Origin of the sequence: Streptomyces sp. NPDC005402 (assembly GCF_040606575.1) — a bacterium.
GTDB lineage: Bacteria > Actinomycetota > Actinomycetes > Streptomycetales > Streptomycetaceae > Streptomyces.
Map to the genome: position 1 here is coordinate 234,653 of NZ_JBEXFB010000010.1, position 17,192 is coordinate 251,844.

Here is a 17,192-nt window from a genome sequence, read left to right on the forward strand (position 1 = left end):
CCCCGCCCCCCACTGCCCCCGCCGGCGTCCGCGCGTCGCACCGCACGCCGGCGGGGGCTCCGTAAGACCCGCAAGGAGATGTGATGAGCCTGCTCCGACAGCAGGGACCCGCGACGGCCGCGCCCCCGAGTACCGTCCGCAGCAAGGGACTTCGCGCCCCCGGGACCGGCGCGGGCGCGGGCCGCAACGGCCGGCGGTCCGCCCACACCCGCCACCAGGCCATGGGCCTGCTGCTGATCACCCCGTTCGGGCTGCTCTTCGCGGCCTTCCTGGTGGCCCCGCTGGCGTACGCCTTCTGGCTGAGCCTGCGGACCTCCACCCTGGTCGGCGGTGACCACTTCAGCTGGTTCGCCAACTACAAGCAGACCTTCACCGACCCGCACTTCACGTCCGGTGTACGCCGCGTGGTGGTCTTCGGCCTGGTGCAGATCCCGGTCATGCTGGGGCTCGCGCTGCTCGGCGCCCTCATCATCGACGAGGTCTCCAGCAAGCTCGCCAAGGTCTTCCGGATGACGCTGTTCATGCCGTACGCCGTCCCCGCGGTGATCGGCGCCCTGATGTGGGGCTTCCTGTACAGCCCCACCTTCGGCCCGGTGAACTCCCTCAGCCACGCCCTGGGCACGGGGAAGGTCGACCTGCTCGGCCACAGCCTGATGCTGACCTCACTCGGCAACATCGTGACCTGGCAGTGGACCGGCTACAACATGATCGTCCTGTACGCGGCGTTGCAGGGCCTGCCCCGCGAGGTCTATGAGGCGGCGAAGCTCGACGGCGCGGGCCAGATCCAGACGGCCCTGCGCATCAAGATCCCGATGATCTCCTCGGCCATGGTGCTCACGCTGATGTTCACCATCATCGGCACCCTGCAGTTCTTCACCGAACCGCGGGTGCTGGAGCCCACGGCGTCCTCCGTGATCACCCCGGACTACACGCCGAACCTCTACGCCTACAACCTGGCCTTCCAGTACTCGGAGTTCAACTACTCCGCCGCCATCTCCTTCTCACTGGGAGCGGTGGTCTTCATCGGCTCCTACCTCTTCCTGTTCGCCGCACGCAAAAGGAGCGGACTGAAGTGACCACCGCCGCAGCCCCCGCCCCCGCCCCCGCCGTCGCCGTCCCGGCGCCCCGCCGTACGTCCTCCGCCAAAGGCCGCGTCACCGTCAACGCGGTGATGGTGGCGATGATCCTGTACTTTCTGATGCCGTTCTGGTGGCTGGTCGTCGCCGCGAGCAAGGACAACGACGCCCTGTTCTCCACGGCGGCCCTGTGGTTCCACTCGCCGGGCGCCTTCTTCACCAACATCCAGCAGCTGTTCACCTACAACGACGGCGAATACCTGCGCTGGATGGGCAACACCGCGATCTACGCGGGCGTCAGCGGCGTCGGCGCCACCGCCGTGGCCACCTTCGCCGGGTACGCCTTCGCCAAGTACCGCTTCCCCGGCCGCAACCTGCTCTTCTCCAGCCTGCTCGGCGCCATCATGGTCCCGGCGACCGCGCTGGCCATCCCCACCTACCTGCTGCTGAGCAAGGTGGCGCTGACCAACACCATGTGGGCGGTCATCCTGCCCTCCCTGCTCAACCCGTTCGGTGTGTACCTGGTCCGGGTGTACGTGCAGGAGTCCCTGCCCGACGAGCTGCTCGAGGCGGCCCGGGTGGACGGGGCGGGTGAGCTGCGGGTGCTGTTCAACGTGGCGCTGCCGACGCTGAAGCCCGCGCTGGTGACCGTGCTGCTGTTCTCCATGGTCGGCACCTGGAACAACTTCTTCCTGCCGCTGGTCATGCTCAACAACGACAAGCTGTTCCCGCTGACCGTGGGCCTGCAGTCCTGGTACCAGGGAGCGCTGGTCCAGTCCGGCGCCAACACGCTGTTCACGCTCGTCATCGCGGGCTCTCTCGTGGCGATCATCCCGCTGATCGTCGCCTTCCTCCTCCTCCAGCGGTACTGGCGCGGCGGGTTGACCGTCGGAAGCCTCAAGTAAGCCCCGCCCCTCGCCCCAGCCCCTCGCCACCGCCCCTCCCCCCTCGCCCTTCGCGCACCTCCCGGAGCCACCTCCATGCTGCACGCCTCCCTGACCGTCGACCCGGCCTTCCGCGTCGCCGACGTCAACCCCCGTACCTTCGGCTCGTTCGTCGAGCACATGGGCCGCTGCGTCTACACCGGCATCTACGAGCCCGGCCACGCGTTCGCCGACGAGGACGGCCTGCGCCGTGACGTCCTGGACCTGGTACGCGAGCTGGGGGTGACCGCCGTTCGCTATCCCGGCGGCAACTTCGTCTCCGGCTTCCGCTGGGAGGACAGCGTCGGCCCGGTCGCCGACCGCCCCACCCGCCTGGACCTCGCCTGGCACAGCACCGAGACCAACGCGTTTGGCCTGCACGAGTTCCAGCGCTGGGCCGAGAAGGCCGGCGTCGAGTCGATGATGGCCGTCAACCTCGGCACCCGGGGCGTGGCGGAGGCCCTCGACCTGCTGGAGTACTGCAACCACCCGGGCGGGACCGCTTGGTCCGACCAGCGCATCAAGAACGGCGCCCAGGACCCCTTCGGCATCCGCATGTGGTGTCTGGGCAACGAGATGGACGGCCCCTGGCAGACCGGCCACAAGACCGCCCAGGAGTACGGCCGTATCGCCGCCGAGACCGCCCGGGCCATGCGGATGATCGACCCCAAGCTGGAACTGGTGGCCTGCGGCAGCTCCAGCTCCTCGATGCCGACCTTCGGCGCCTGGGAGGCCACCGTCCTGGAGGAGGCGTACGACCAGGTCGACTACATCTCCTGCCACGCCTACTACGAGGAGCTCGACGGCGACCTCGGCAGCTTCCTGGCCTCCGGGGTCGACATGGACCACTTCGTCGAGTCGGTGGTCGCCACCGCCGACCACATCCGGGCCAAGCAGCGCAAGAAGAAGCGGATCAACCTCTCCTTCGACGAGTGGAACGTCTGGTACAACACCCGTTTCGAGGCGCAGGAGAAGCCCACCGACTGGGCCGTGGCGCCCCGGGTGATCGAGGACGAGTACAACGTCGCCGACGCCGTGGTGGTCGGCGGGCTGCTGATCAGCCTGCTGCGCAACAGCGACCGGGTCACCGCCGCCTGTCTCGCCCAGCTCGTCAACGTCATCGCCCCCATCCGCAGCGAGCCCGGCGGCCCGAGCTGGCGCCAGACCACCTTCCACCCCTTCGCCCAGGCCGCCCGGCACGCCCGCGGCACGGTCCTGCGGGTGGAGCCGGTCGCGCCGACGTATGAGACGAATCGTTTCGGCGAGGTCTCCGTCGTGGACGCCGTGGCCACCACCGACGGCGACGAGCTCACCGTCTTCGCGATCAACAGGCACCAGGGCGACAACGTCGAACTCGCCCTGGACCTGCGGGCGTTCCCCGGTTTCGTCCCGGTGGAGCACGCGGTGCTGAGCGACCCCGACGTCCGCGCCGTCAACACCCAGGACGACCCCGACCGGGTCCGCCCGTACGCCGCCGACACCGGTTCGGTCACCGACGGCCGCCTCACCGTGAGCCTGCCGCCCGTCTCCTGGAACGTCGTCCGGCTGCGCCGCGCCGGCTGACCACTCCCCCTCCGACACCCGCCGCTCCCGTCTCCCCCCGATTTCCCCGGGAGCGGCGGGCCCCGCACCATCCCCTCTTCCCGGACATCCCTTGGGAGCCGCCCATGTCCACCACCAGGGAAGGCGCCGGACACCGCGCCCTGCCCCGCACCCAGGCGATCACGCTGCTGCTGGCCCTGCTCGCAGCCGCCGTCGCCCTCGTCCTGCCCTCCTCAGGCCAGGCGCACGCCGTCTCCCGCGCCTCGCAGACGATGTACACCCCGCCGTCGAACGCCCCGTCGCCCGGCTCGCTCTACCCGCGCGCCATCCGTCTGCAGAACAGCGGATCGTCCAACGGCACCCTGCTCGCCACGTTCGAGCAGTACAGCTCGGGCACCCCCGTCTTCCCGATCTACCGCAGCACGGACAACGGCAACAGCTGGAGCCAGATCTCCAGCATCAGCGACACCCACAACGGCTTCGGCAACCGCTACCAGCCGTTCCTGTACGAACTGCCCACGCAGATCGGCAACTTCCCGGCCGGCACGATCCTCGCCGCCGGCAACTCCATCCCCAACGACCTCTCCTCGACCGAGCTGGACCTGTACGCGAGCACCGACCACGGTGCCAGCTGGTCGTACGTCAGCTCCATCGCCACCGGCGGCGAGGCCGACCCCACCAACGGCAAGACCCCGGTGTGGGAGCCGTTCCTGATGGTGTCGGGCTCGAAGCTGATCGTGTACTACTCCGACCAGCGTGACCCGAGCTACGGCCAGAAGATCGTCCACCAGACCTCCACGGACGGCGTGACCTGGGGTTCCGTGGTGAACGACGTCGCCACCTCGACCTACGGCGACCGCCCGGGCATGCCGGTGATCGCCAAGCTGCCCAACGGCAACTACGTGATGACGTACGAGTTCTGGGGCGCTCCCGAGGGCGGCTTCGCCGTCTACTACAAGATCTCCTCCAACCCGGAGGCGTTCGGCTCGGCGACCGGCATCGCCCTCAAGGCGACCGACGGCACCCAGCCCAAGAGCTCCCCGTACATCACCTGGCTGCCGACCGGCGGCGCCAACGGCACCCTGGTGGTCAGCGCCAACAGCAGCGACGACCTGTTCCTGAACACGCAGAACGGCGCGGCGAACACCTGGACGCGGATCGCCTCCACCGTCCCCGGCGGTTACAGCCGCGGCCTGCTCCCGCTGGCCGACGGTCACAGCCTGCTGGTCCTCAGTGGCGGTCACCTCACCAGCACCGGCCTGAACCCGATCACGTACGGCACGATCGACCTGGGCGGCGGCATCTCGGACGGCGCCACCTACACCATGTCCAACGCCAACAGCCACCTGATGCTGACCATCGCCGGCGGCTCCACCACCAGCGGTGTGGGCGCCACCCAGCAGAACGCCGACAACGCCACCGACCAGAAGTGGAAGTTCGTCCAGCAGACCTCCGGCTACTTCAAGATCTTCAACGTGGCCAGCGGCAAGGTCCTCGGCGTGACGAACCAGTCCACCGCCAACGGCGCCAAGGTCGTCCAGTGGGACGACAACGGCACCCTCGACCACGAGTGGGCGATCGCCCCGAACCCGGCGGGCGGCTTCACCGCCACCAACCGGATCAGCGGCAAGTACCTGGAGATCCCCAGCGCCTCCACCACCGTCGGCACCGCCGCCGGGCAGTGGTCCGACACCGGCTGCGCCTGCCAGCGCTGGAACCTCACCCAGACCGCACTGCCCACCCTGTCCACCGGCCAGTACCGGCTGGTCAACAAGAACAGCGGCAAGTTCCTGGAGATACCCGGCGCCTCCACCGCGACGGGCAAGCAGGCGGGCCAGTGGGTGAACACCGCCAACAACTGCCAGCTGTGGACCTTCCAGTCACAGAGCGGCGGGGCGTGGACCGTGAAGAACGTCAACAGCGGTCTGTTCCTCGACAGCAACGGCTCGACCTCGGCCGGCGCGGCCGTCGTCCAGAACGCCTCCTCCACCGCGAGCTCCCAGAAGTGGACGCTCACGGACGCGGGCGGCGGCTACTACAAGCTCGTCAACTCCGGCAGCGGCCTGGTGGCGGACGTCGCCTCGGCCTCCACCGCCAACGGCGCGCTGATCGTGCAGTCGGCGGACAACGGCGCCGATGACGAACTGTGGCAGGTCGTCCGGGTCAACTGACCTACCAGGGGGCCCGGTTCAGGCCGGGCCCCCGCTCTTCTGCCCAAGATCTCGAACAGTGATCGTGATACCGAACAAGAGAGGTGGGGCGCCATGCCCGAGGAACCCTGCGTCATAGGCGTCGACTACGGAACGCTCTCCGGCCGTGCCGTCGTCGTCCGCGTCCGCGACGGCGCGGAGCTCGCGTCGGCGGAGCACGTCTACCCGCACGCGGTCCTGGACCGCGAGCTGCCGGACGGCACCCGGCTGCCGCCGGACTGGGCCCTGCAGGTGCCGTCCGACTACATCGACGTCCTGCGCACCGCCGTACCCGAGGCCCTGGCGCGTTCCGGCGTGCGACCGGAGCAAGTGATCGGTATCGGCACGGACTTCACCGCCTGCACGATGGTGCCGACGCTGGCCGACGGCACGCCCCTGTGCGAGCTGCCCGAGTACACCGCCCGCCCGCACGCCTACGTCAAGCTGTGGCGCCACCACGCGGCGCAGGGCCAGGCCGACCGGATCAACGCGTCGGCGGAGGAGCGCAAGGAGCCGTGGCTGCCGCGCTACGGCGGGAAGATCTCCTCCGAGTGGGAGTTCGCCAAGGCGCTCCAACTGCTGGAGGAGGACCCCGAGATCTACGGCCGCATGGAGCGGTGGGTGGAGGCGGCGGACTGGATCGTCTGGCGGCTGAGCGGGACGTACGTCCGCAACGCCTGCACCGCCGGTTACAAGGGCCAGTACCAGGACGGCGTCTACCCGTCGCCCGCCTATCTGGGCGCTCTGCACCCGGACTTCGCCGGTTTCGTCACCGACAAGCTGGACCAGCCCATCGGCCAACTCGGCGCCCCGGCAGGGACGTTGACCGCCGAGGCCGCCGCCTGGACGGGACTGCCCGAGGGCATCACGGTCTGCGTCGGCAACGTCGACGCACATGTCACCGCCCCGGCTGCAGCCGCCGTGGAGCCCGGCCAGATGGTGGCCATCATGGGCACCTCCACCTGTCATGTGATGAGCTCCGACCAGCTCGGCACCGTGCCCGGCATGTGCGGTGTCGTCGACGGCGGCATCCTGCCGGGTCTGTGGGGCTACGAGGCCGGACAGAGCGGCGTCGGCGACATCTTCGCCTGGTTCGTCCGCACCGGCTTTCCCGCGTCGTACGCCGAGAAGGCCGCGGCGGCAGGGCAGACCGCGCACGAGTACCTGACGGAGCTGGCCGCCCGGCAGCAGGTCGGCGAGCACGGACTCGTGGCCCTGGACTGGCACAGCGGCAACCGCTCGGTGCTGGTCGACCACGACCTCAGCGGCCTGCTGATCGGCCAGACGCTGTCCACCCGCCCCGAGGACATCTACCGGGCCCTGCTGGAGGCCACCGCCTTCGGCACCCGCACCATCATCGACGCCTTCGAGTCCGCCGCCGTACCGGTGCGGGAACTGATCGTCGCGGGCGGGCTGACCAAGAACGCCCTGCTCATGCAGATCTACGCCGATGTCACCGGCCGCCCGCTGGGCGTCATCGGCTCCACCCAGGGCCCGGCGCTCGGCGCGGCGATGCACGCCGCGGTCGCCGCCGGGGCGTACCCCGACATCCGCGCCGCCGCCCACGCCATGGGCAAGGTCCACCGCGGCCTCTACCTGCCGGACCCGCAGCGGGCGGCGGCCTACGGGCGCCTGTACGCGGAGTACCGGGTGCTGCACGACTACTTCGGCCGCGGCACCAACGACGTCATGCGCCGCCTGCGCCGCCTGCGCACTGAAGCATCCGCCTGACCCTCTTGATCGAAAGGACCCTCATGGAGAACAGCGCCCGCCACCCCCACCCCGACCAGGAGATCTGGTTTCTCACCGGAAGCCAGGGCCTGTACGGGGACGACGTCCTGCGTCAGGTCGCCAAGCAGTCCCAGAACATCGCCGAGATCCTCGGCGGCCCCGGGAAGATCCCGGTCAGGATCGTGTGGAAGCCGGTCCTGACCGACGCCGAGTCGATCCGCCGGATGTGCCTGGAGGCGTCCGCCTCCGACACCTGTGTGGGGGTGATCGCATGGATGCACACCTTCTCCCCGGCGAAGATGTGGATCGCCGGGCTCAGCGCCCTCGATGTGCCCCTGCTGCACCTGCACACCCAGTACAACCTGTCGCTGCCCTGGCCGAGCATCGACATGGACTTCATGAACCTCAACCAGGCCGCCCACGGCGACCGCGAGTTCGGGCACATCGAGTCCCGGGTCGGCGTCGACCGCAAGATCGTCGCCGGTCATGCCACCGACCCGAGAGTGATCCGGCGCGTCGCCGCCTGGGCCCGCGCCGCCCTCGGCCGGCACGCCTCCCGCAGCCTGCGCCTGGCCCGCTTCGGCGACAACATGCGCGACGTCGCCGTCACCGAGGGCGACAAGGTCGAAGCCCAACTCCGATTCGGCTACTCCGTCAACACCTACGGGGTCAACGACCTGGTCGCCGTGGTCGACGCGGTCGAGGACAAGGCGGCCGCCGAACTCGCCGAGCAGTACGTCGAGTCGTACGACGTCGTACCCGCCCTGCGCCCCGGCGGCATCCGCCACGACTCCCTGCTCTACGCCGCCCGCCAGGAACTCGGCCTGCGCACCTTCCTCACAGAGGGCGGCTTCACCGCCTTCACCACCAACTTCGAGGACCTCGGCGGCCTGCGCCAGCTGCCCGGCCTCGCCGTCCAGCGCCTGATGGCCGACGGCTACGGCTTCGGCGGCGAGGGCGACTGGAAGACCTCCGCCCTGCTGCGCACGATGAAGGTCATGGGCACCGGACAACCCGGTGGCACCAGTTTCATGGAGGACTACACCTACCACCTCGGCCCGGGGACTCCGCGTGTGCTGGGCGCCCACATGCTGGAGGTCTGCCCGTCGATCGCCGCCGACCGCCCCAGCTGCGAGATCCACCCGCTGTCCATCGGCGGCCGCGAGGACCCCGTCCGTCTGGTCTTCAACGCGGCCGAGGGCCCGGCCGTCGTCGTCGGCCTCTCCGACCTCGGCGACCGCTTCCGGCTCACCGCCAACGCCGTCGACGTCGTCTCCCCCAGCGAACCGCTGCGCCGCCTGCCGGTGGCCCGGGCGGTGTGGAAGCCGCAGCCCTCACTGGCCGAGTCCGCCGAGAGCTGGCTGCTGGCCGGCGCCCCGCACCACACCGTGCTCAGCTCCGCCGTCGACCTGGAGACCCTGACCGACTACGCGGCCATGACCGGCGTCGAACTGCTCACCATCGACGAGAACACCACCACCGAGCAGTTCGCCAAGGAAATCCGCTGGAACGCCGCCTACCACCGACTGGCCCAGGCCCTGTGACCGCCGCCCCGAACAGCACCGAAGGAGACGACCGATGAGCGTGCGCGTCCGCGACGGTCTGCGCCGCGAGGTCCTGGAGGCCAACCTCGCCATCCCCCAGGTCGGACTCGCGACCCTGACCTGGGGAAACGTCAGCGGAGTCGACCGTGAGGCCGGCGTGTTCGTCATCAAGCCCTCCGGGGTGCCCTACGAGGCCCTGACGATCGACGACCTGGTGACGGTCCGCCTGTCCGACGGCGCCGTGGTGGAGGGCGAACTGCGCCCCTCCACCGACACCGAGACCCACCGCTGCCTCTACCTGGCGTTCCCCTCCGTCGGCGGGGTCACCCACACCCACTCCACCCACGCCGTCGCCTTCGCCCAGGCCCACCGGGACATCCCGGTCCTGGGCACCACCCACGCCGACACCTTCAACGGGCCCATACCGGTCACCCGCGACCTCACCGCCCAGGAGTGCGCGAAGGACTACGAGTACAACACTGGCGTCGTCATCGTCGACCTGCTGGAGGCCCAGGACCAGCGGGCCGTCGAGGTCCCCGCCGCCCTCGTCGCCGGCCACGGCCCCTTCACCTGGGGCAGCACCGCCCGCAAGTCCCTGGAACACGCGATCATCTGCGAAGCCGTCGCCGACATCGCCCTCCACACCCTGTCCCTCAACCCGACCGCACCCCCACCCGCCCACCTCCTGCAACGCCACTACACCCGCAAACACGGCCCCGACGCCTACTACGGCAACCCGGAGGTGACGCTCCCACAACAGTGACCAGGAGCCTGTGGCCACGCCCCGGCGGCGGTCTGTCCGTTCCCGCCGGAGCGTGGTCTGCTGTACGCGGTGCCCGGCGCTGCCCGGCGCCCGGTGCCCGGCAACGGAAGGCAGAGACATGGACGCGCCACTGCACGGACGCACCGCCGTCGTCACCGGTGCCAGCAAGGGCATCGGGCTGGCCGTCGTCACGGCCCTCGCACAGGCGGGCGCGACGGTGATCGCCGGTTCCCGCAGTTCCACGCCCGAGCTGGACGCGCTGGTGAAGGAAGGCCAGGTCACCTGGGTGCCCGTCGACCTCGCCGAGCCCGCCGCCGCCGGGCGCCTCGTCGAAGCGGCCCGGGGACGCATCGACGTACTGGTCAACAACGTGGGCACCGCACCGGCCCGGACCGGAGGGTTCCTGTCGGTGACGGACACCGACTGGCAACGCGTCCTCGATCTGAACCTGCTCACCGCGGTACGGGTCACCCGCGCGGCCCTGCCCGTCATGCTGGCGGCCGGTCAGGGGTCGATCGTCACGGTCGCCTCGGTCAACGCCACGCTTCCCGACCCCCTGGTCATCGACTACAGCGCGGGCAAGGCCGCCCTCGTCGCCTTCTCCAAGGCCCTGTCGAAGGAGGTCGGCCCGAAAGGCATCCGCGTCAACACCGTCAGTCCCGGCCCGGTGCAGACCGACCTCTGGCTGGCCCAGGACGGGGTCGCGGCCACCGTCTCCGCCGCCGCCGGCATGACACCCGACGACGTCGTGGCGCAGGCCGCCGGTTCCACCGCCACCGGCCGCTTCTCCCGGCCCGGGGAAGTCGCCGAACTGGTCCTGTTCCTGGCCGGCGACGGCGCGCGGAACATCACCGGCAGCGACATGACCATCGACGGCGGCCTCATCCCCACCTGGTGACAGGAGACGAGGTGTACGGGCTCGTCCCGTTCACCCGTGACCCTCGCCCCCGAGCCGGCCTTCCTGACCCACGACCAGCCCGCGGCGGCCCCTGGCCGCGTTCACGTCCCCGTGCAGGGCGACGCCGGGGACATGAGCTCCTTCAGCGTGCTGATCACCACGGCTGTCGGTGGCCCCGAGCGCGGCCACTGCGGGCGCCGTGGGTCCGCGGTCCGTACGGTCGCCGGGCGCCGACACGGTCGTAGACCGCGCCGGTGTGGGCGGGCAACCGACGGTGACCGGGGCACCCGGAGCCGGGTCCGCGCCGGCTCCGGGTGAGCGCCCGGTTCAGCGAGCCACGCTCAGGACACCGGCGGGACCGGGCCCCGGTCAGGACCCTGCCCGACCACCTCGAGGGCCAGGCGTCTCACCGGTCGAAGTAGCTGAGGTCACCCACGGTCCACGCGCTGACGTCCTTGATCGCGACTCGGTACATGCCCCCCGTCTCCGGGATACCGAGGCTCCCCTGAAGGATCCGGGCGAGATGGAAGTGCAGATGTGTGGGCGCCTCGTCGCGGCCGGGCCGGTCCCCTCGCGGGTCGCGGGCGAAGACGTCGGAGAACGGGCCCAGGCGGTCCGAGTCCTTCAGGACCTCCGCCACACGCTCCCTCCACACGGCCTCAGGAGCCAGCCGGCCGGTGATGACGGCACCGCCGACGACCACGGTCAACGACATCTGATTGCTTCGCTCGGACTCCACCGCGGCGGAGAGGGCGACGAGCAGCTCGTCAGGGTTCGACATGAGAGCAGATCCTATTTCAGTCCTGGAACCGCCCCGCGGTCCGGGCAGAAGTTTCCCGCGAGGGGGGCGGCTCCCGGCCAATCGAGTGGGCCGCAGGGTTTCTCCTCCGCCGCAGGAGTGAAATCTACTCTTGCCAGAGTAGACATCCTCTCCCGACATGGTTACGCTTCATATCGTAGACACGGTCGAACGAGACCCGACAGACACGAACTGGCGGGTGTTGTACACGAAGTTCGCAGGTCAGTGCGGCTCTCGAGCCTCGAAGCCAAAGCGTTCCCAGAATGGCGACGGGACTGAGAGCCGCACTGGGCGGCTCGCACGCCAAGGAGCCGCCACCGCAGTACCGCAGTACCGATTCACCCAGTGGTTGGTTCAGAGAGAAGAGAGAAACGGAGGAGACGCCATCAGGATCGCCCGGCCCGACGTGTTCGGCCCGGGTACCGCAAGACCCCGGAATGGATGGTGGTCCCCGGTCAAGCAGTTGCGATCCCCCCGTACCCCGCTCTGCCGGGCCGGGTAGCGGAAACAGAAGGTCGGCACAGCAGTAGGGCCGACAGATGGTGTTCGATTTCCTTCGGGGCCCTGGTGCGTACGGCACCAGGGCCCCTCGACGCGTTGGACGACGAGGTGACATGACACCGGACAAGCCTCTGAGCGATCGCCTGGAGGACGACGACTACCCGGCATACACCATGGGCCGGGCAGCGGAGATGCTCGGCACCACCCCCGGCTTCCTGCGAGCCATCGGCGAAGCCCGACTGATCACACCCCTGCGCTCGGAAGGCGGACACCGCCGCTACTCCCGCTACCAACTGCGCATCGCCGCCCGCGCCCGCGAACTCGTCGACCGGGGAACCCCCATCGACGCCGCCTGCCGCATCGTCATCCTCGAAGACCAACTCGAGGAAGCACAACGCATCAACGCCGAATACCGCCACGCCGCGAACACAGCAACCGGCACCACCGGCACCACCTGACCACACCGCCGCAGACCGCGGACACATGGGCGGATCCGACCTGCCCCGCCGTGCCCACCGACGTCGGCGCCGGGCGCCTCGGCCGTCCCCGCCCGCACCCACCGACCAGCACGCGTGACGCCCTCCGCCACCCTGCGGCGCCACCACCTGTACCCGCTCACCGCCAACCGCCACGCTGCTCGCGGTCGACGCGGTGGTGCGCGTCGTACCGGCGGCAAGGCACACACCCGCCCCGCGGGCCGACCGCCTCCCGGCGCTCAGGGGGCCGGCGTCGGACCCGGCCGTCCCGCGCGGTGCCCGCCGACTCGGGGAACCGGGCGTGTTGAGCGGGTGAAGCTTGGGCCCGCGTTCGTGTCCCGGGGCATGCATGAAGCTCCCCGCCGTATCCGGACGAGTCGGCGGACACGACACGCTGGAGGCGAGTGATGAACCAGAGAGCGCCCCAAACCGACCCCATGCCCCACCGGGTTCCGGTCCTCATCGTCGGCGGTTCCCTCGTCGGCCTGTCGACCTCGGTGTTCCTAGGCCGATTGGGCGTACGGCACACCCTGGTGGAGCGGCACGCCGGCACCTCCATCCACCCCCGCGGGCGCGGCAACAACGTCCGCACGATGGAACTGTTCCGCACGGCCGGCGTCGAGCCGATGATCCGTCAGGCCGCCGCCACACTGGCCGGCAACCACGGCATCCTGCAGACGCCCACCCTGGTCGGCGACGCCGGCGAGTGGCTGTTCAAGGAGATCGACGCGGGCGGCGGGCTGGCCCGCTTCAGCCCCAGCTCATGGTGCCTGTGCAGCCAGAACGACCTGGAGCCGGTGCTGCTCGACCACGCCACCCGGCTCGGCGGCGATCTGCGGTACGCCACCGAACTGCTGTCGTTCGACAGCGGGCCCTCCGGTGTCACCGCGATCCTCAAGAGCCGGGAGACCGGCGAGCACACCACCGTCCTCGCCGACTACCTCGTCGCCGCCGACGGCCCCCGCAGCCCCGTCCGCGAGCAGCTCGGCATCGGCCAGAGCGGTCCCGGCGACCTGTTCAGCAACGTCAGCGTCACCTTCCGCTCCCGCCGCCTCGCCGACGTCGTGGGCGAGCGCCGTTTCATCGTCTGCTACCTGACCGACCCGGCGGCCGACGGTGCCCTGCTGCCCGTGGACAACCGGGAGAACTGGGTCTTCCACGCGCCCTGGCACCCGGAACGCGGCGAAACGCTGGAGGAGTTCACCGACGAGCGGTGTGTCGAGCACATCCGCCGCGCGGTCGGCGTCGCCGATCTCGACGTGGAGATCACCGGCCGGGCCCCGTGGCACGCCGCCCAGCGGGTCGCCCGCAGCTACCGGTCGGGACGCGTCTTCCTGGCCGGCGACTCGGCCCACGAGATGTCCCCCACCGGGGCGTTCGGCTCCAACACCGGCATCCAGGACGCGCACAACCTCGCCTGGAAGCTCGCCGCGGTCCTCGGCGGCTGGGCCGGGGACGGGCTGCTGGACTCGTACGACGCCGAGCGCCGCCCGGTGGCGGAGGCGACCAGCGCCCGCGCCGCAGCCCGCTCGGCCGAGCACAGCCACCCCGGCTACGCCCCGCCCCCCGGCACCGGCGGCGGCCCGCAGCGCGGCATCCTCAACGTGGCCCTCGGCTACCGCTATCCGCAGGGCGCCGTCGTGGGCGCCGACCCCGCGACCCCGGTCGTCCCGGACCGCCTCGACCTGTCCGGTGAACCCGGCAGCAGGGCGCCGCACATGGCGGTACGGCACCGGGGCGAACGGATCTCCACCCTGGACCTCTACGAACGCTCCCTCGTCCTGCTCAGCGGCGCCGGGGCGCCGAGCGGCTGGCACGAGGCCGCCGTCCGCCTCGCCGAGGAGACGTCCGTCCCGCTGACCTCCTACCGGCTGGGCGAGGGACCGGACGCCGAACTGACGCCGGAGGGCGACGCGGACTGGGCGGCCGTACACGGAACGACGCCCGAAGGCGCCGTACTCGTACGGCCCGACGGGTTCGTGGCCTGGCGGTCGGAGGGCCCGGTCCCGGATGCCGGGTCGGCGCTGCGTCAGGTCCTGAGCACCCTGCTGGGCACCGCCTGACGGCCGTTCGGTGCGGGCGTGTTCACCCGGGTGACCGTCTTGAGTGGTGGCGGAGGCCGGGGTGATTGACGGTGGATCACGTCGGGGGTGGGCCACCCAAGCTGACGAAGCACCAGCTGCCCGGCCGCCGACGGAAGGAATGTCACATGCGTTCTGCTCGCATCATCCTGACCACGGCGGCGGCCTCGGCCGTCCTCGTTCTCGGCGCTTCCGGCGCGTACGCGGCCGGGGACGACTGGGATTCGTCGGACTCCTCCTACAGCAAGGAGCACACCAACCCCAAGTACGACCCGGAGACCTACAAGGACAAGGACAGCGAGCACGGCCGGGAGTCCGGCGGCAAGCACGACGGCGGCTGGAGCGGCAGCCACGAGAAGCCCAGCGGCGGCATGCACACCGGCGGCGGCGGCCTGGCCTCCTCCCCGGCGGTGACCACGGGCGGGCTCGCCATGCTGGTGGTCGCCGGAACCGGCCTGTACGCGGCACGCCGTAAGAAGATCGCCGGAAGCCTGGCCTGACCCGTGCCGGACGCGATAGCCGCCGTGGCCGCCGCGCGCGTGGCGCGTGGCGGCCCGGCCGGCCCTCCCCGTGCCCCGTCCGCCCGATGTGCTGCCGTGCCCTGGTGAGGTGGTCCCCGATGGCAGTCAGTCCTTCTCCTCCCACAGAAAGTCCCGGCCCCGACGAACCCGCCCCGGCCGGGGAGGGATCCCACGGCAAGCTGATGCTGGGCGCCGCGGCGATCCTGGTGCTGGCCGTGAGCCTGTTCGGCGGGAACGACAAGTCGTCGCCCGAGGTCCCCCGGGCGCCCCTCGCCGTTCCCGCCTCCGTGCCGGCTCCCCCACGCGGGCAGGCGGCCGGGCAGCCGGCGGGCAGGCAACTCCCGCGATCGAGACCGGTACGTCTGCTCATTCCGAAGATCTCGGTCGACGCCCCGTTCACGGACCTCGCCATCGGTCCCACGGGCCGTCTCGAACCTCCTCCCGCCTACAACACCAACCTCGTCGGCTGGCATGCCAAGGGCGTGTCCCCCGGGGAAGCGGGCACCGCGATCATCGCCGGCCATGTCGACACCGTGACGTCGGCGGCCGTGTTCGTGGACCTCGGCGCCCTGGAGAAAGGGGACGTCTTCCACGTCGACCGGGCCGACGGGCGCAGGGCGTCCTTCGTGGTCGACAGCGTGGAGACGTTCGAGAAGGACAACTTTCCCAGTCGGCGGGTGTACGCCGACACGGCCAGGGCCGAGGTCCGGCTCATCACCTGTGCGGGTGACTACGACCGTACGGCCAGGGACTACGAGGACAACCTCGTGGTCTTCGCCCACCTGCTGTGAGCCCGCCCCGCCCGGCCGCCGGGACGGCCGGTCACCCCCACGGTGCATACGAGTCGCGCGCTTCCCGGGGCGGGCTGACGATCGAGGAACGCCGACGTCACGCCCCACGGCCGACGTTCGCCCGCCTCTGACCCCGAAGGAGATGTGCGCAGGATGACCACCACGTCCGACCGTGTTTCGAAAGCGCCTGAGCAACAGGCGTCGCAGCGAGTCTCCCAGTCCGTGTTCGACGGCTCCAGGCTCCGTGTCGTCCTGCTGGTGGACGTCTACGACGGGGCCCAACAGCAGTTCCTGGAGGCCTACGAGAGCCTGTGCAGCCAGGTCGCCTCCGTCCCCGGACACGTCAGCGACCAGCTGTGCCAGTCCATCGAGAACCCCTCGCAGTGGCTCATCACCAGCGAGTGGGAGAGCGCCCCGCCCTTCCTCACCTGGGTGAACAGCGAGGAACACGTGCGGATGGTGCAGCCGCTGCACAGCTGCGTCCGGGACACCCGGTCGCTGCGCTTCCACATCGTCCGCGAGACCGGCGGCCCGGCGGTGCCGACCGGACCCGGGAAGCGCCGGCTCCAGGCAGCGCCCAGGATCGGCGACGGGCTGATCCGCCACGCGCTCACCTTCACGGTCAAGCCGGGCAGCGAGGCCACCGTCGCCAAGATCCTCTCCGGCTACACCTCACCGGAGCCGAGGGTCGACGACGCCACCCGGCTGTGCCGCACCTCGCTCTTCATGCACGGCAACCGGGTGGTCCGCGCCATCGAGGTGCGGGGCGACCTGCTCGCCGCGCTGCGTCACGTCGCCCGGCAGCCCGAGGTGCGGGCCGTCGAGGAAGCCATCAACCCCTATCTGGAGCAGGACCGGGACCTGGACGACCCCGAGTCCGCCCGGGTCTTCTTCACCCGCGCGGCGCTGCCCGCCGTCCACCATGTGACGGCGGGCCAGGAGAGCCCGGAGGCGGAGCGGCACGCGCTGTACTACCCGGCCCGCGAGGGGTGCGGTATGCGGCTGGCCGAGCTGCTCGCCCGGCAGGACGAGGCGGCGGCGGACGATCCGCGCGGACCGGTGCTGCGCAGCACGATCTTCCAGCGCGACGACGTCGTGATGCGGCTGGTCGACGTGCGCGGCCCCCTCGACAGCGACCCCGGCCCCGTGCTCGGTCTCACGGATCACGAGCGGGCGGCCGAACTGACGGCGCTCCTCGACGGCGCGGCCCTCGGGGTGGACGGCCCGGCGCTGAAGGACAGCACCCCCGCCCGCCTCCTCGCGGTCTCCCGCATGGACCTCGTCACCGACCGCCGCGCGCCCGACGCCTGATCCACCGGCCCGGGCCGTGACCGGCCACGCCCTCATGTCGAAGCAG

General features: G+C 70.7%; 14 protein-coding genes. 13 read left to right on the forward strand and 1 reads right to left on the reverse strand.

What is annotated here, in order from left to right; genetic code table 11:
* Positions 1–83 precede the first annotated feature (83 nt).
* The 8 genes from ABZT02_RS21410 (at position 84) to ABZT02_RS21445 (ending at position 10,666) form a co-directional block, all read left to right on the forward strand.
* On the forward strand, positions 84–1,076 hold the full coding sequence (locus tag ABZT02_RS21410) for a sugar ABC transporter permease (RefSeq protein ID WP_356019547.1): 993 nt from the start codon (positions 84–86) through the stop codon (positions 1,074–1,076).
* Complete coding sequence (locus ABZT02_RS21415; protein ID WP_356019548.1) at positions 1,073–1,981, forward strand: carbohydrate ABC transporter permease; 909 nt, start codon at positions 1,073–1,075, stop codon at positions 1,979–1,981. The genes ABZT02_RS21410 and ABZT02_RS21415 overlap by 4 nt, the downstream gene beginning before the upstream one ends.
* Before the next feature lie 75 nt (positions 1,982–2,056).
* On the forward strand, positions 2,057–3,562 hold the full coding sequence (locus ABZT02_RS21420) for an alpha-N-arabinofuranosidase (protein ID WP_356019549.1): 1,506 nt from the start codon (positions 2,057–2,059) through the stop codon (positions 3,560–3,562).
* A gap of 104 nt (positions 3,563–3,666) precedes the next feature.
* The gene (locus ABZT02_RS21425) at positions 3,667–5,712 is read left to right on the forward strand and encodes an RICIN domain-containing protein (protein ID WP_356019550.1); all 2,046 of its coding nucleotides are present in this window, start codon (positions 3,667–3,669) and stop codon (positions 5,710–5,712) included.
* Positions 5,713–5,805: 93 nt separating this feature from the next.
* Positions 5,806–7,461, forward strand: coding sequence for a ribulokinase (gene araB / locus ABZT02_RS21430; RefSeq protein WP_356019551.1), 1,656 nt, complete (start codon positions 5,806–5,808; stop codon positions 7,459–7,461).
* 23 nt (positions 7,462–7,484) lie between these two features.
* Positions 7,485–9,005 carry an L-arabinose isomerase gene (araA, locus tag ABZT02_RS21435; RefSeq protein WP_356019552.1) on the forward strand — a complete coding sequence of 507 codons (1,521 nt, stop codon included), beginning with the start codon at positions 7,485–7,487 and terminating at the stop codon, positions 9,003–9,005.
* Between the two features lie 34 nt (positions 9,006–9,039).
* Positions 9,040–9,768, forward strand: coding sequence for an L-ribulose-5-phosphate 4-epimerase AraD (araD, locus tag ABZT02_RS21440; RefSeq protein ID WP_356019553.1), 729 nt, complete (start codon positions 9,040–9,042; stop codon positions 9,766–9,768).
* 118 nt (positions 9,769–9,886) lie between these two features.
* Positions 9,887–10,666: an oxidoreductase gene (locus ABZT02_RS21445; protein WP_356019554.1), complete on the forward strand. Its 780-nt coding sequence runs from the start codon at positions 9,887–9,889 to the stop codon at positions 10,664–10,666.
* A gap of 406 nt (positions 10,667–11,072) precedes the next feature.
* Here ABZT02_RS21445 and ABZT02_RS21450 read toward each other — a convergent pair whose 3' ends face one another.
* Positions 11,073–11,447 carry a hypothetical protein gene (locus ABZT02_RS21450; RefSeq protein WP_355756660.1) on the reverse strand — a complete coding sequence of 125 codons (375 nt, stop codon included), beginning with the start codon at positions 11,445–11,447 and terminating at the stop codon, positions 11,073–11,075.
* Between the two features lie 632 nt (positions 11,448–12,079).
* On the opposite strand from ABZT02_RS21450, the gene ABZT02_RS21455 reads away from it, so the two are divergent.
* The 5 genes from ABZT02_RS21455 to ABZT02_RS21475 all read left to right on the forward strand — a co-directional run bounded on the left by ABZT02_RS21455 (position 12,080) and on the right by ABZT02_RS21475 (position 17,146).
* The gene (locus tag ABZT02_RS21455) at positions 12,080–12,424 is read left to right on the forward strand and encodes a MerR family transcriptional regulator (RefSeq protein WP_356019555.1); all 345 of its coding nucleotides are present in this window, start codon (positions 12,080–12,082) and stop codon (positions 12,422–12,424) included.
* Positions 12,425–12,849: 425 nt separating this feature from the next.
* On the forward strand, positions 12,850–14,505 hold the full coding sequence (locus tag ABZT02_RS21460; RefSeq protein ID WP_356019556.1) for an FAD-dependent monooxygenase: 1,656 nt from the start codon (positions 12,850–12,852) through the stop codon (positions 14,503–14,505).
* Between the two features lie 146 nt (positions 14,506–14,651).
* Positions 14,652–15,023, forward strand: a complete 372-nt coding sequence (locus tag ABZT02_RS21465; protein WP_356019557.1) for a hypothetical protein — start codon at positions 14,652–14,654, stop codon at positions 15,021–15,023.
* A gap of 119 nt (positions 15,024–15,142) precedes the next feature.
* Positions 15,143–15,835: a class F sortase gene (locus ABZT02_RS21470; protein ID WP_356019558.1), complete on the forward strand. Its 693-nt coding sequence runs from the start codon at positions 15,143–15,145 to the stop codon at positions 15,833–15,835.
* Between the two features lie 153 nt (positions 15,836–15,988).
* Entirely contained in the window at positions 15,989–17,146 is a 1,158-nt protein-coding gene (locus tag ABZT02_RS21475; RefSeq protein WP_356019559.1) for a SchA/CurD-like domain-containing protein, read from the forward strand.
* The last annotated feature ends 46 nt before the right edge of the window (positions 17,147–17,192 follow it).